Source organism: Micromonospora sp. LHW51205, assembly GCF_003315815.1.
GTDB lineage: Bacteria > Actinomycetota > Actinomycetes > Mycobacteriales > Micromonosporaceae > Micromonospora > Micromonospora chalcea.
Genome location: NZ_QMEZ01000003.1, coordinates 87,683 through 102,976, shown reverse-complemented (window position 1 = coordinate 102,976; position 15,294 = coordinate 87,683). Strand labels below are relative to the sequence as shown.

The window sequence follows — 15,294 nt, the reverse complement described above, 5'->3', positions numbered from 1 at the left end:
TCCGGGCTGCCGAGGGTGTCGATCTGTTGACCGTCGGTGGCCATAATGACCACGTGGCTGTAGGCGCGCACCCCACCCGGTCCGACCGCCCCATCGACTTCTTCATCAGTTACTCACCGGCCGACGAGCGCTGGGCGACGTGGCTGGCGTGGGAGTTCGAGGCGGCCGGCTACCGCACACTGTTGCAGGCGTGGGACTTCGTCGCCGGCACCAACTTCATCGACTTCATGGACCGTGGCGTCCGCGAGGCCGAGGTCGTGGTGGCGGTGCTGTCCGAACGCTACCTGCACTCCACGTACGGCAAGCTGGAGTGGCAGGCCGCGCTGCGCGCCGACCCCGACGGCACCGGAAACAAGCTCGTCACGGTACGCGTCGAGGACTGCCCGATCGACGGGCTGCTCGCCACCATCACCTATGTGGACCTGGTCGGTGTGGACGACCCGGCGCAGGCCCGCAACCGGGTGCTCGACCGCATCCGGGAGGCGCTCGACGGCCGGGCCAAACCGATGCGGCAGCCGGCGTTCCCGCACCACCCGGCCGACCCGCACGGGGTGCTCGCCGCGCCCGCCGCCGGAGCGCCCGCGCCGCGCCGCGCCCGGCGTACCCCGATCAACCCGCCGCCGTTCCCGCCGGCCGCGGTGGCGCCGCCGACCGCCCGGGACACCGTCACCGTGCTCCAGGTCGCCGGGCCGCGCTTCGGCCGGGGCGTGATCACCCCCGGCGCGCCGGTCACCCCCGGCGAGGTGCAGGAACACCTGATGGGTGACCTCACGCTGCTGATGAACGACGGCGTGCCCCGGCCGGACCTGCTCGTCGTCGCCGGCAACCTGACCGAGTCGGGCAGCCCGCGCGAGTTCTCCGACGCGCTGAGCTTCCTCACCGGCCTGCGGGTGCTGCTCGGGCTGGAGCCGCACCGCCTGATCGTGGTGCCCGGCCCGCGCGACGTGACGATGGCTGCCTGCCGCGCGTACTTCGCGACCTGCGAGGCCGACGACGTCGACCCGCAGCCGCCGTTCTGGCCGAAGTGGCGGCACTACGCGCGCCTGTTCGACGACCTCTACCAGGGCCTCGAGGACCGGATCTTCGACAGCGAGCAGCCCTGGACGCTGTTCCCCGTCCCGGACCTGCGGGTGGTGGTGGCCGGGCTGAACTCCACCATCGCCATCACCCACCGCGAGGAGGACCGGTACGGCTTCCTCGGCGAGGCGCAGTCCAGCTGGTTCGCCCAGCGGCTGCGCCACTACCAGCAGTCCGGCTGGCTGCGGCTGGGCGCGATGGCGCACGCGCCGGGGGCGCGCAGCCCGTACGCCGACGAGGTGCCCCCGGACCCGGTGTCGCTGCGCGACCGCGGCTCGGTCAACCGGCTGGTCGGCCCGATGCTCAACCTGCTGCTCTCCGACGCCGCGCCGTCGGCCCGGGTCGACCCGGTGGTGCCGCTGGCCGCCGCGCCCCGCGACGGCCGGGCGCAGGTGCTGCGGCTCGGCGGCGACGGGATGACCCGCTGGGTGCTCGGCCGCGACGACCGCCTCGACTCCGGGGCGCTGACGGCGGTGAACTGGCCGCACGCCGAGGCGACGTTCGGCGCGGCCGGCCCGGCCCAGGTGCCCGACCCGCGCCGCCCGGTGGCCGTCGAGGGGGCCACCCAGGGCGTGGCGGTCACCGCCGCCCCGGTGCAGCGCCTGCTGGACCGGCTCGCCGAGGTCTGCGAGGCCCGCTACGACCGGGTGGTGGTACGCCGCGTCGACACCGACCCGCCGCACCTCTACATCAGCTACCGCTCCGACGGCGTGGTCCGCCAGCAGCGCGTCGGCGCGCACGTGGGCACCCCCACCGCCGCCGACGTGGACGTCTTCGCCCGCCGGGTGCACGCCACCGATCCGGACATCGCCTCCGAACTGGTCTACGACGGTGACCGGGTGCCGCGCGGGCTGGCCGAGGAGGCGCAACGCCGGGGCGTGCGCGTACTGCACCTGACCGAGTTCCAGGGCCTGCTCGACCTGCGTGACTACGTCGCGGCGCAGACCGCGCGGCTGCAGGCCGACCGCCTCTACCCGCCCGGGCAGTACGTGCCGCAGCGCTACCGCCATCTCGTCGGCGCCGACCAGCGCGTCCGCGACGACGTGGTGGACGAGCTGCTGGAGACCGTCTCCGCCCCGGACGGCCGGTTCGTGCTGGTGCTCGGCGACTTCGGCCGGGGCAAGACGTTCGCGCTGCGCGAGGTGGCCCGGCGGCTGCCCACCGCCGCGCCCGACCTGATTCCGATCCTGGTCGAGCTGCGCGCGCTGGACAAGGCACACTCCGTCGACGGCCTGGTCGCCGCGCACCTGGCCAACCACGGCGAGCAGGTGATCGACCTCAAGGCGTTCCGCTACATGCTGCGCCAGGGCCGCATCGTGCTGCTCTTCGACGGGTTCGACGAGCTGGTCGCCCGGGTCACGTACGACCGGGCGGCCGACCACCTGGAGACGCTGCTGCAGGCCGCCGAGGGCAACGCGAAGATCGTGGTGAGCAGCCGGACCCAGCACTTCAAGACCAACTCGCAGGTGCTGACCGCGCTCGGCGAACGGGTCGGCCTGCTGCCGCACCGGCGCGTGCTCGCCGTGGAGGACTTCACCCCCGGGCAGATCGAGGCGTTCCTGCGCAACCGGTACGGCGGCGACGAGCGGGCCGCCCGCGAGCGGATGGACCTGCTGGCCGGCGTGAAGGACCTGCTCGGGCTCTCCCGCAATCCGCGCATGCTCGGCTTCATCGCCAACCTGGACGAGGGGCGCCTCGCCGCGGTCGCCGGCGCGGGTGGCACGTTCAGCGCCGCCGCGCTGTACCGGGAGATCCTGGAGTCCTGGCTGGACTTCGAGGAGCGCCGCACCCAGGGCATCCCCGGCGCGCCGGTGAGCCTGCGCCGCCCCGAGCTGTGGCAGGCGGTGAGCCGGCTGGCGTTCCAGCTCTGGGAGAGCGGCGAGGCGTACCTGCGCCTGGCCGAGCTGGCCGAGTCCACCGGCCAGCTCGCCGGGCGGGCCGACTCGCGGCTGTCCGGCCCGCAGGCGGCGCACGCGGTCGGCGCGGGCAGCCTGCTCGTCCGCACCGACGACGGACTGTTCGGGTTCATCCACACCTCGGTCATGGAATGGCTGGTCGCCGAGGGCGTCGCCGAGCAGATCAACCGGGGCGAGGAACCGGCCGCGCTGGCGGTGCGGTCGCTGTCCGCGCTCGCCGTCGAGTTCCTCGGCGACCTCGCCGACCCGGCCCGCTGTACCGCCTGGACCGCTCGGGTGCTCGGCGACGAGTCGGCGGGGGAGACGCTGCGCGCCAACGCGCTGCGGCTGTCCGCCCGGCTGCGCCTGCCCGACCGGGCCGACCTGCGCGGCGCGGTGCTGCGCGGCGAGGACCTGTCGCACCGCGAACTCGCCGGGGCCGACCTCACCGGCGCCGACCTGACCGACGCGCGGCTGGTCGCCACGAACCTGACCGAGGCGCGGCTGGAACACGCCCGGCTGCGCGGCGCCCGCCTGGACCAGGCCCGCCTCGCCGGGGCGGACCTGCGCGACGCGGAGCTGGCCGGGGCGCGGCTGTTCCGTACCGACCTGCGCGGCGCGCGCGTGGGCGGCAGCAGCTGGCACCGCACCGCACTGATCGACGTCAGCGCCGACGCGGCCATGCTGCGCGCCCCGGAGCTGCGCGGCGCCGTCGTCGCGCCGGGCCGGCCGGTCGCGCCGGGCCTGGCCCCGCCCGCGGTGGGCGTCGCCTACGGCTTCGAGGTGGGCCGGCTGCCGGTGCCGGCGGCGTACAGCCCGGACGGCGCGGTGCTCGCCGTCGGCAGCGACGACGGCGGTGTGCTGCTCTGCGACACCGCCACCGGACTGCCGGTACGCACGCTCCAGGGACACCGCTCCCGGGTGTACGCGGTCCGCTACGACGCCGCCTCCCACCAGCTCGTCACCGGCGCGGCCGACCTCACCGTACGGCTGTGGGACGCCGACCACGGCGACGTGCGGCACGTCATCGAGGACGTCTTCACCGGCTGGGTGTGGCCGCTGCTGACCGACGGCCGCCGCGGCCGGCTGGTGGTCGGCGACGCGGCCGGCGTGGTGCGGCTGTACGACACGCGCACCGCCCGGCTGCGCCACGAGTGGCCCGGCCACGCCGCGCCGATCTGGGGCACCTCGTTCAGCCCCGACGGCCGGCGGGTCGTGGTGGCCGACAGCGGCGGCACGGTACGCGGCTGGGACATCCCCACCGGCCGGCTGGCGTTCGAGGTGCGCGAGCCGGAAGTCGTCTACCGGCTGGCGCACACGCCGGACGGGCGGCTGCTGGCCGCGGTCGGGCAGCACGGCCGGGTCTGGGTCCGCCGGGCCGCCGACGGCGAGCTGCTGCGCTCGCCGCGCGGCCACGAGGCCGACGTGTACGCCCTCGACATCCACCCCGACGGCACGCTGATGGCCACCGGCGACACGCACGGCGCGCTGCGGCTGTGGGAGACCGAGACCGGCCGGCCGGTACGGGTGCTCGGGCGGCAGCGGGGCGCGATCTACAGCGTCCGGTTCAACGGCGACGGCAGCCTGCTCGCCACCGCCGCCAGCGACGGCGCGATCCAGCTCTGGGACACCGACGACGGGCAGGTCCGGCACGAGCTGACCCGGCACCGCGGCTCGGTCTGGCCGGTGGTCTGGCGGCCGGATCAGAACCAGGTGGCCACCAGCAGCAACGACGGCACCACCCGGCTGTGGGACGTACGCACCGGGCAGCTCCAGCACACGTTGCGCGGGCACGGCCGGCGGGTCACCGCGCTGTCCTTCCGCGACGACGGGGAAGTGCTCGCCGCCTGCGGCAACGACGGCGTGATCCGGCTCTGGGAACCGCGTACCGGCCGCCTGCTGCGCCAGCTCGCCAGCCCCGCCGACCGGCTGCTGTCCGTGGTGTTCTGCCCCGAGGAGCCGCTGGTCGCCTCGCCCAGCGGCGACGGCGGCGTGCACCTGTGGAACACCGACACCGGCGCCGACGAGCGGGAGCTCAACGTGGACACCGACCACGTCTGGGCGGTCGCGTTCAGCCCCGACGGCGACGCGCTCGCCACCGCCAACGACGACGACACGGTACGCCTGTGGTACCGCCGCACCGGCCGCCACTTCGCCACGCTCACCCCGCACCGGGGCCGGGTGCGCACCGTCGCGTTCAGCCCGGACGGCGAGACCATCGCCACCGGCTGCGACGACCAGACGGTACGGCTGTGGGACGCCGCCACCGCCACCTGCCGGATGACGCTGGAACACCACACCGACCGGGTCTACTCGGTCGGCTTCAACAGCGAGGGCACGCTGCTGGCCAGCGCCGGCAACGACGGCACGGCCGTGGTCTGGGACGTGCAGACCGGCCAGCCGCGTGTCGTGCTCACCGAACACGACGGCCGCCTCTGGTCGTGCGCGTTCAGCCCGGACGGCAACCTGCTCGCCACCGCCGGCGACGACCTGGTGATCCGGCTGTGGGACCCGGTCACCGGCCGGCTGCACGGCACGCTGGCGGCACACACCCGGCGGGTCTGGTCGGTGCACTTCAGCCCGGACAGCAGCCTGCTCGCCAGCGCCGGTGACGACGGCACCGTACGCCTGTGGGACGTGGCCGACCCGGAGCACGCCCAGCTGCGGACCACGCTCATCGGCCTGCCCGACGGGTGGGCGGCGGTCAGCCCGGACGGCCGGTACAAGCTGGACGGTGACCCCGGCGGCCAGTTCTGGCACGTCATCGGCACGTGCCGCTTCGAGGTGGGCGAGCTGGATCCTTACCTGACCCAGGTCCGCCGCCTACCCGTAGACGCCCCCTTCTGACCCCCGCGAATCTCCCCGTGCTCTCCGCGGTGATCAAGGAGTTTGTGTCCCGATCCGCGCCCGATCCGGACACAAACTCCTTGATCACCGCCGTGCGCGCTGCCGGGAGGTGCTCGTCCCGCCGGGCCGCCGTGGGCGCCTCGTCCGAGGCGGTCCGGAGATCTTGGCAGGAAAGGGTCCCTATGGGGGCCCTTTCGTACCAAGATCTACTGCAGTCCCGGGATGTGGTCCGCGAATCCTGGAATCCGGACACGCGTGGCTGGTACGGGTGGCCGGGTAGGCCGCCGCGCAGGGGGCGGGTGGGCCGGCCGCACCCCATGCCCGCGATCTTGCACTTTGTGCCCGGGCGAACGGGACATTCGGGGCGCGACTCGGGCCGAAAGTGCAAGATCGCGGGTGCGGGTGCGGGTGCGGGTGCGGGCGGGGCGGGCGGGTGCGCCGCCCGCCCCGGGCCGGGACGCCGGTCAGCGGCGCCACTTCTGGTTGGCGGCGCCGGTGCAGTCCCAGATCTGCAGCCGGGTGCCGTCGGCCGAGCTGGGACCGGTGGCGTCCAGGCACTTGTTGGCCTGGGGGTTCACGATGTCGCCGGCCGCGCTGAACACCCACTTCTGCGCGCCGGTGCCGTTGCAGTCGTAGAGCTGCACCTTGGCGCCGCTCGCCGTGGACCCGGCGGCCACGTCGAGGCACTTGCCGAGCGCGCGTATCGAGCCGTCGGTGTTCCAGCTCCAGCGCTGGGCGGCTGTGCCGTTGCACGTCCAGAGCTGCACCGGGGTGCCGTTCGCGGTGCCGGCGCTGGCCACGTCGACGCACTTGTTGCCGTACCCGGTGATCTGGCCGCCGGTGCCCCCGCCGCCGTTGTCCCAGGCCTGGACCCGGACGTAGTCGATGGTCATGGTCTGCGGGAACGTGGTGCTGCCGTCCGGCGAGCCGGGCCAGTTGCCGCCGACCGCCACGTTCATGATCATGAAGAACGGGTGGTCGAAGACCCACCGGTTGCCGCCGATGTCGGCGGGCGTCTTGCGGGAGTACGCCACGCCGTCGAGGTACCAGGTGATCGAGTCCGGCGCCCAGTCCACGGCGAACGTGTGGAAGGCGTCGGCGAGCGCCTGCCCGCCGGGCAGCGAGGTGGAGGCGCCGACGCCGCTGCCGCCGGAGTAGCCGGGGCCGTGCAGCGTGCCCCAGACGGTCGACGGCGCGTACCCGACGTTCTCCATGATGTCGATCTCGCCGCTGCCGGGCCACGGGTTCGTGCCGATGTCGTTGCCGAGCATCCAGAACGCCGGCCACAGCCCCTGTCCACGCGGGACCTTGATGCGCGCCTCGAACCGCCCGTACGCCTGGGCGAACGTGCCGTTGGTGAGCAGCCGGGCCGAGGTGTACTGGCAGCTTCCGTACCAGCAGTTGTAGCCGCCGGGGTTCTCCCGGCGGGCGGTGATGACCAGGTTGCCGTTGCCGTCGAGCGCGGCGTTGCGGGTGCTGTTGGTGTAGTACTGCAACTCGTTGTTGCCCCAGCCGCCGCCACCGATGTCGTAGCGCCACTTGCTCGCGTCGGGCGCGGCGCCGGCGGGGCCGTTGAAGTCGTCGGACCAGGTGACCGCGCCGGGGGCGGCGATCGCGGGGGAGTGGGGGACGACGGTGAGGGCGGCGGTGAGGCCGACCGCTGTCACCGCCAGGGCGGCGAGGGTACGGATGGTGCGCACGGGGCGCCTCCTGCGGGGTGGTGGCAGTTTCCGTCACGGCGGCCGGCCCCGCCCAACGGTTAACAAACCATACAAATAGACTTCGATGAAGGTATGAACGAAGTCGGTCGATGTCAAGAGAGCGTTTCCCGCCTGCGCTCCGAGACGGGCTCGGGCTCGCGCTGCCGCACCACTGTGGGCCGGCGCATGTCCCGCCACGGGCCGCCCAGCAACGGCGTCAGCACCACCAGCAGGTAGCAGGCGCCCATCACGACCAGTGTGGACGCCGGGCCGAACCGGTCCGCGGCGAATCCCGCGCCGACCGCGCCGGCCGGCATGGCCGCCCACGCGCCCGCGCCGATCACGCCGTACACCCGGGCCCGCATGGCCGGCGGCACCCGCTCCAACTGGACCGCGCCCATCAGCGGGTTGAGCGCGCCGGCGGCCAGCCCGGCCATCGCCACCACGGCGGCCACCACCGGCAGCGGCGGCGCGGCGGCGAGCGCCCACAGCGGTGGGGCGCCGCACAGCGCGTACGCGGTGACGAACGTGGCCCGGCGGGGCAGGCGGTGCCCGATCGCGCTGAACACCAGCGAGCCGACCAGCGCCCCACCACCCATGACGCCCACCAGCAGGCCGAACGCGGCCGGCCCGCCGAGTTCCCGTTCGGCGACCACCGGCAGCAGCACCTGGCTCTTGGCCGCGTCGAACAGGTTCGTCACCAGCACCAGCAGGACCATGGCGCGCAGCAGCGGCTCGCGGACCAGGAAGCGCAGCCCGGCGGCGAACTGCCGCCAGTAGCCGCCGGTCTCCGGCTCGCTCCCGTCGTCGGACGGCCGCAGGCCACGCGGCACCAGCAGTGTCACCACGAGCGCCGACACGGCGAACGTCACCGCGTCCAGCGCCAGCACCGGCACCGCCCCGAACACGCCGACCAGCAGGCCGGCCAGGGGTGCGCCGATCATCCGGGCGCCGCGCGAGGTCGCGTCCTCCCACCCGGCCGCCCGCTCGATCGGCACCCCGGCCGCCGCCGCGGCCTCCGGCAGCAGCGCGGTGCGCGCGGTCTGCCCGGGCGTGTCCAGCAGACCGCTGACGAAGACCAGGGCCAGCAGCGCCGGGAACGGCAGGCCGACGGTGGAGTGCAACAGGGGTACGGTGGCGATCGTCACGCCGGAGACCACGTCGGCGAGCACGCTGGAGCGCCGGTAGCCGATCCGGTCGACGAGCACGCCGCCGAACGCGCCGCCGAGCACCACCGGCGCGGTGGCGAACGCGCCGGCCAGCCCGGTGGCGGCCGGCGAGCCGGTCTCGGCCAGCACGTAGAGCGGCAGCGCGATGAGCGTGAGCACGTTGCCGGTCAGCGAGACGGCGTGCCCGATCAGCAGTCCGGCCAGCGGCCGGCGGTCGCGGGTCACCGCGGCCCCCGGTACGCCTGCCAGATGAGCGTGACCATCTCCGCGCCGGGCCGGCCGGCGGCGCCGCGTTCCCGCCAGCGCCGGCCCAGCTCGGACAGTTCGTCCCGCAGCTCCACCAGCTCGTCGGGGGTCAGGTGCAGCACCGTGTCGCTGCTCGTGGTGCCGCGGACCCAGGCCGGGTCGAGGTCGGCCTCCGATTCCAGGTACGCCTGGTAGCGGGCCACGTAGCGCTGCATGGCGGCCTGGCGCAGCAGGTTGCCGGCGAGCCGGCGCTCCGGGTCGTCGAGCAGTTCGAGCGGATCCCAGTCGGTGGTGGCGTGCGCGGCCCGCCACCACCGTTCGCGCCGGTCCCGGGCGAGTTCGGGGGCCTCGGTCACGAAGCCGTGCTCGGCCAGCTTGCCGACGTGGTAGCTGACCGACCCGACCGCCTCCCCGGTCCGCTCGCTCAGCATGCCTACGGTCTGCGGGCCGCGCAGGCGAAGCTCGCCGAGCAGCCGCAGCCGGGTGGGGTGGGCCAGCGCCCGCATGGCGCGCGGGTCGCTGAGGCGCCGGTTGCCGGTTCCGTCGGTCATGCCGCCAGGCTAGACCGACAAGAAGTAATGTACAAGGAGTCTTGTCGAATCTCCTCGGGTCTCAGTCGAGGCAGAACTCGTTGCCCTCCGGATCGGTCATCAGCACGTGCCCCGCCTCCAGCGGGGGAGCGGGCTCGAAGCGCCCGACGCGCGTCGCGCCCAGCGGGACGAGCAGGTCGGCCGCCGCCTCCAGCGCCGCCATCCGGGCCTCGCCGGTCAGGCCGGGCGCGGCCCGGACGTCCAGATGCACCCGGTTCTTGACCCGCTTGGACTCCGGCACCCGCTGGAAGAACAGTCGCGGACCGGCCCCCTCCGGGTCGACCACTGCCGAGGCGTCGTTGTGCCGCTCCGGCGGAACGCCCATCGCGGTCAGCGCCTGCTCCCACGAGTCGAAGCCCTCCGGCGGGCCCTGGACCCGGTAGCCGAGGACCTCGGCCCAGAACGCCGCCAGCTTCGCCGGGTCGGCGCAGTCGATGGTGATTTGCACGTCGCGGGCCATCTCGGCTCACCTTCCGTCGGTCCCGCCGGCGAACCGGCGGCACGTGTGATCGGTCGCCGTCCAGCCTGCCGGAGCCAGCGGACAGCGACTGTCCTCAACACGGGACGGATCAGGTTCGGCGGCCGGTGGCGCGGCCCTTGAGCCGGCGACCCAACTCCCGGGCGATCTCCTTCTTCGCGTCCCGCTCGGCCAGCGCCTGACGCTTGTCGTACGACCGGCGGCCCCGGGCCAGGCCCAGCTCCACCTTGGCCCAGCCGTCGGCGAAGTACATCGACAGCGGCACCAGCGTGACGCCGCCGTCGCGCAGCTTCTCCAGGATGCGGGCGATCTCCACCCGGTGCAGCAGCAGCTTGCGGGTGCGCCGGGGCGCGTGGTTGGTCCAGGTGCCGAAGCCGTACTCGGCGATGTGCAGGCCGTACAGCATGATCTCGCCGTCGCGCTCCTGGGCGAACGCGTCGACAAGCGACACCCGCCCCTCGCGCAGCGACTTGACCTCGGTGCCGGCCAGCACGATGCCCGCCTCGTACGTCTTGAGGATGTCGTAGTCGTGCCGCGCCTTCTTGTTCGAGGCGATCAGCTTGCGCCCGTTCTCCCTGGCCACGCGAGCAGGGTACCCGCGGGCGGCGACTCCGGGCCGGTCGCCGGGCGGGTCGCGGCCACCCAGCCGGTGGTGATCAGCAGCAGCGCCGCGCAGTAGGTGGTCATCACCAGCAGGCCCCGCCCGGGCAGCTCGATCCCGGCCGCGCCCACGCCGATGAGCAGGTCGGAGACGAGGAAGAACGCGCCGCCGGCGGCGACAGGCGCGGACACCCCGGCCGCGGCGGCGGCCATCAGGCACAGCGCCAGGCTGTAGCCGAGCACCGGCAGCCGCAGCGGCCCGAGCATGCCCCACAGCAGCGCGTTCGCCCCGGCCCAGGCGAGCAGGTAGCCGGCCCACGCCACGACCGGCGTGCGCCGGTGCCGGACGAAGGCGGTTATGAACGCGATCTGGGTGACCAGGAAGAAGCCCATGCCGGCCAGGAACGCGGTGTCACCCTCCAGGAGCAGGGCGACGTCGCCCGCGGTGGCGGCGACAAGGCCGACCGCCACCGCGTCCACCCGGCGGCGGCGCGCCCAGAGGTACGCCAGCAGCACCGGCGCGAGCAGCGGCTTGGCCAGCCACTGGAGCACCGTCGAGTCGAGCGCGACCCCGACCAGTTCGACGGCGGCGACCAGCCCGAACAGGAGCAGCATCCAGGAGCGCCTCATCGGGCCGGCTGCCAGCCCGGGCGGCCGAACAGGTAGCCGAGTCGGTGCCGCCAGCAGTCGGCCCGGCGTACGTCGGACCAGATCGCGGCGAACTCGTGGGTGGCCACCCGCAGCGGGTTGTAGGTGCCGATGTTCTTGGTGAGGCCGTAGCGCGCGGAGGCCCGCTCGGGCTCGAACGTGCCGAACAGCCGGTCCCAGATGATCAGGATGCCGCCGTAGTTGCGGTCCAGGTACTCGGTGTTGGAGCCGTGGTGCACCCGGTGGTGCGACGGCGTGTTGAAGATCCACTCGATCGGCCGGGGCAGCACCCTGATCCGTTCGGTGTGCAGGAAGAACTGGTAGAGCAGGCTGACCGACTGCTGCAGGAAGATCATCCACGGCGGAATGCCGAGCAGGGCCAGCGCGAGCCAGAACGGCAGCGAGGTCATCGGCGTCCAGCTCTGCCGCAACGCGGTCGAGAAGTTGTAGTAGACGCTGGAGTGGTGGACCACGTGGCTGGCCCAGAGCACGCGCACCTCGTGGTGCGAGCGGTGGAACCAGTAGTAGGCCAGGTCGTCGGCGAAGAACAGGATCACCCAGGTCCACCAGTCGCCGGGGGACAACTGCACCGGCGCCACGGTCCACAGCGCCGCGAACAGGCCGACGGTGAGCAGCTTCCACGGGAAGCCGATGATCTGGCTGCCCAGCCCCATGGACAGGCTGGTGGTGGTGTCGCGCAGCTCGTAGCCGCGCTCGTCGTCGTCGGGCAGGAAGCGGTAGGAGACCGCCTCGATCACGATCAGGAGCAGGAACGCCGGGACGGCGTACAGCACGGCGGGGATCATGCGCGCGCTTCCCTTCCGGGGGTGGTGGTGGGGGTGGGGGTGACCGGCGCGGTCAGCAGCTCCCGGGCGTGCCGGGCGGCCGCCGCGCCCTGACCGGAGGCGATCGAGGTGGCGAGACGGCGGTGCCCGGCGACGTCGAGCAGTTCGGCCGCGCGGGCGTCCGGGGGGACGTCACCGACCGCGAACGTGCCGGCCACCAGGCTGTTGAAGGCGAGCTGGTAGGCGGTGTTGCCGCTGCCGCGTACGACCAGCCGCCAGATGGCGATGTTCGCCTCGTTCATCAGGTCCAGGTCGGGGGCCAGGTCGCCGTACTCCTCGGCGGCCCGGACCACGGCGGCGACGACGGCCGCGTCGCCGCGCTCGGCGCACAGCCGGGCCGCGTCGATCCCGACGCACGCCCGCATCTCCAGCATGTCGCGCACCAGCGTCTCGACCGGGAGTACGTCACCGGAGCGGGCCAGTGACAGCGCCAGGTCCAGCCCGGCGTGGACCCGCCAGTCCAGCACCCGGGTCGCGCCGCCCTGGCTGACCCGGACCAGGCCGAGCTGCTGCAGGCGGCGCAGCGCCTCCCGGACCGCGTGCCGGTTGACCGCGAACGCGCCGGCCAGCTCGCGCTCGCCGGGCAGCGTCTCGTCCGGCGCGTACCGGCCGGAGACGATCGCGTCGCGCAGCCGGCCGAAGACGTGGTCGGAGACCGAGACGCGGGGCGCGGGATCGAAGGTCATGCGCAGCAGTGTGGCCCCGTACACATCAACCCGTCAACTGGTTGTACCAGTCGAATTCCGGGGCGGCCGGTGCGTGCCGCAGCGGTCACCCCTCGTATCCTTTCCGCCGTAGGAGCCGCCAGAGGGAAGGAGCCGGTGTGAGCGACGGGGTCGAGACGTTGGAGTTCCAGGCCGAGGCCCGTCAGCTGTTGCAGCTGATGGTGCACTCGATCTACTCGAACAAGGACGTCTTCCTGCGCGAACTGATCTCGAACGCGTCCGACGCGCTGGACAAGCTGCGGCTGGAGTCGCTCGTCGACAAGGACCTGCCGGCCGACACCTCCGACCTGCACATCGAGATCGAGGCCGACAAGGACGCCCGTACGCTCACCGTGCGGGACAACGGCATCGGCATGACCCGTGACGAGGTGGTCCGCCTGATCGGCACCATCGCCAAGTCCGGCACCGCCGAACTGCTGCGCAAGCTGCGCGAGTCCTCCGACGCCGCCGCGTCCCAGGAGCTGATCGGCCAGTTCGGCGTCGGTTTCTACGCCACGTTCATGGTCGCCGACAAGGTGACGCTGCTGACCCGCCGCGCCGGACAGTCCGGCGGCACCCGCTGGGAGTCCACCGGCGAGGGCACGTACTCGATCGAGGAGGTCGAGGACGCACCCCAGGGCACCTCGGTCACGCTGCACCTCAAGCCCGTCGACACCGAGGACAACCTGCACGACTACACCGCCGAGTGGACGATCCGGGAGATCGTCAAGCGCTACTCCGACTTCATCTCGTGGCCGATCCGGATGACGGTCGACAAGCCCGGCGAGGACGGCGCCACCACCCGCGAGGAGCAGACGCTCAACTCGATGAAGGCGCTCTGGGCGCGCTCGCGGGACGAGGTCGACGAGGCCGAGTACAAGGAGTTCTACCGGCACGTCGCGCACGACTGGGCCGACCCCCTCGAAACCATCCACATGCGCGGCGAGGGCACCTTCGAGTACGAGGCGCTGCTGTTCCTGCCGTCGCACGCCCCGCTGGACCTGTTCTCCCCGCAGGGCCGCCGCGGCGTGCAGCTCTACGTCAAGCGCGTGTTCATCATGGACGACTGCGACGCGCTGATGCCCAACTACCTGCGCTTCGTCAAGGGCGTGGTGGACGCGCACGACCTGTCGCTGAACATCTCCCGGGAGATCCTCCAGCAGGACCGGCAGATCCGCGCGGTACGCCGCCGGCTGGTCAAGAAGGTCCTCGCCACGCTCAAGGACATGTCCGCCGAGTCGTACCGCACCTTCTGGACCGAGTTCGGCGCGGTGGTCAAGGAGGGTCTGCTGGAGGACGCGGACAACACCGAGACACTGCTGGAACTGGTCCGCGCCGCCAGCACCCACGACCCGGCCGAGCCCACCACGCTGCGGGCGTACGTGGAGCGGATGAAGGACGGGCAGAGCGAGATCTACTACGCCACCGGCGAGAACCGGGCCACCATCGAGAACTCGCCGCACCTGGAGGCGTTCCGCGCCAAGGGCTACGAGGTGCTGATCCTCACCGACCCGGTGGACGAGGTGTGGGTCGAGCGCGTCGGCGCGTACGACGGCAAGACGCTGCGCTCGGTCGCCAAGGGCCAGGTGGACCTGGAGACCGAGGAGGAGAAGGAGAAGGCCGAGGCCGAACGGCAGGAGTACGCCGACCTGCTCACGTTCCTCGGCGGCGCGCTCGCCGACAGCGTCAAGGAGGTTCGCCTGTCCACCCGGCTGACCACCTCGCCGGCCTGCGTGGTGGGCGACGCGCACGACATGACGCCGACGCTGGAGAAGATGTACCGGGCGATGGGCCAGGAAGTGCCCCAGGTCAAGCGGATCCTGGAGCTGAACCCGGCCCACCCGCTGGTCACCGGGCTGCGCAAGGCGCACGGTGAGGGCGGCGACACGGCCGCGCTGACCGAGACCGCCGAGCTGCTGTACGGCATGGCGTTGCTGGCCGAGGGCGGCGAGCTGGCCGACCCGGCCCGGTTCACCCGCATCCTGGCCGACCGCCTGGCCCGCGGCCTGTAGCCCGACCCGACCCGGCCCGCTTGATCGACTCCACTACGCCGAGGTGGCGGTACCTGGGTGCCCCCGATGCCTCCACCTCGGCGAGCTGGTGTCGATCAAGCGCCGGGAAGTCGATCCGGGTGGTTGTCGGGTCAGTCCTTCGCCGGGCTCGTGCGGGCGGCTGGCTGCCGCTTGATCGACTCCAGCTCGCCGAAGTGGTGGTATCAGGCGGGCTCTGACCCCGCCACTTCGCCGAGCTGGTGTTGATCACCTGGGGCGTCCCGGAATGAGGAAGATCGATCCCAGTTGGAGGGACGCTCGGGGCTCTAGATGAGTGAGGGCTCTGGCGGAGATGGTCTTGCGGGCCCGCGTCGGCGGGGCGGCCCCAATGCGCAGGTGTCGAGCGGGTGGATCTGACGGAGCGCCGCTTGGCGAGCGTCGGCTGATGTCGGGCTCTTGTCGAAGGCTGTTGATCGGCTGTGTCCGGGCGGTTGTCGTGGCTTG

Annotated in this window: 10 protein-coding genes; 2 read left to right on the top strand and 8 right to left on the bottom strand. The window is 73.0% G+C overall.

From position 1 onward, the window contains the following. Positions 1-53 precede the first annotated feature (53 nt). On the top strand, positions 54-5,819 hold the full coding sequence (locus DQE82_RS12760) for a TIR domain-containing protein (protein WP_113972784.1): 5,766 nt from the start codon (positions 54-56) through the stop codon (positions 5,817-5,819). A gap of 464 nt (positions 5,820-6,283) precedes the next feature. On the opposite strand, the gene DQE82_RS12755 is transcribed toward DQE82_RS12760, so the two are convergent. The 8 genes from DQE82_RS12755 to DQE82_RS12720 form a co-directional block, all read right to left on the bottom strand. Next, positions 6,284-7,519, bottom strand: a complete 1,236-nt coding sequence (locus DQE82_RS12755; RefSeq protein WP_113972783.1) for a glycoside hydrolase family 16 protein — start codon at positions 7,517-7,519, stop codon at positions 6,284-6,286. Positions 7,520-7,632: 113 nt separating this feature from the next. Further along, the gene (locus DQE82_RS12750; protein ID WP_113972782.1) at positions 7,633-8,913 is read right to left on the bottom strand and encodes an MFS transporter; all 1,281 of its coding nucleotides are present in this window, start codon (positions 8,911-8,913) and stop codon (positions 7,633-7,635) included. Beyond that, positions 8,910-9,485 (bottom strand): helix-turn-helix domain-containing protein, encoded by a 576-nt coding sequence (locus DQE82_RS12745; protein ID WP_043323777.1) that lies wholly within the window; start codon positions 9,483-9,485, stop codon positions 8,910-8,912. Before DQE82_RS12745 ends, DQE82_RS12750 begins: the two co-directional genes overlap by 4 nt. Before the next feature lie 61 nt (positions 9,486-9,546). Beyond that, positions 9,547-9,984, bottom strand: a complete 438-nt coding sequence (locus tag DQE82_RS12740; RefSeq protein WP_069088613.1) for a VOC family protein — start codon at positions 9,982-9,984, stop codon at positions 9,547-9,549. Positions 9,985-10,093: 109 nt separating this feature from the next. Then, positions 10,094-10,585: an SsrA-binding protein SmpB gene (gene smpB, locus DQE82_RS12735; RefSeq protein ID WP_064445840.1), complete on the bottom strand. Its 492-nt coding sequence runs from the start codon at positions 10,583-10,585 to the stop codon at positions 10,094-10,096. After that, a complete protein-coding gene (locus DQE82_RS12730) occupies positions 10,558-11,232 on the bottom strand; it encodes a lysoplasmalogenase (protein ID WP_113972781.1) in 675 nt (224 codons plus the stop codon). Before DQE82_RS12730 ends, smpB begins: the two co-directional genes overlap by 28 nt. Beyond that, a complete protein-coding gene (locus DQE82_RS12725; RefSeq protein WP_043323784.1) occupies positions 11,229-12,056 on the bottom strand; it encodes a sterol desaturase family protein in 828 nt (275 codons plus the stop codon). The genes DQE82_RS12730 and DQE82_RS12725 overlap by 4 nt, the downstream gene beginning before the upstream one ends. Continuing rightward, positions 12,053-12,781 (bottom strand): FadR/GntR family transcriptional regulator, encoded by a 729-nt coding sequence (locus tag DQE82_RS12720; RefSeq protein WP_043330104.1) that lies wholly within the window; start codon positions 12,779-12,781, stop codon positions 12,053-12,055. The genes DQE82_RS12725 and DQE82_RS12720 overlap by 4 nt, the downstream gene beginning before the upstream one ends. A 137-nt stretch (positions 12,782-12,918) precedes the next feature. On the opposite strand from DQE82_RS12720, the gene htpG reads away from it, so the two are divergent. Further along, on the top strand, positions 12,919-14,811 hold the full coding sequence (htpG, locus tag DQE82_RS12715; protein ID WP_113972780.1) for a molecular chaperone HtpG: 1,893 nt from the start codon (positions 12,919-12,921) through the stop codon (positions 14,809-14,811). Positions 14,812-15,294 lie beyond the last annotated feature (483 nt).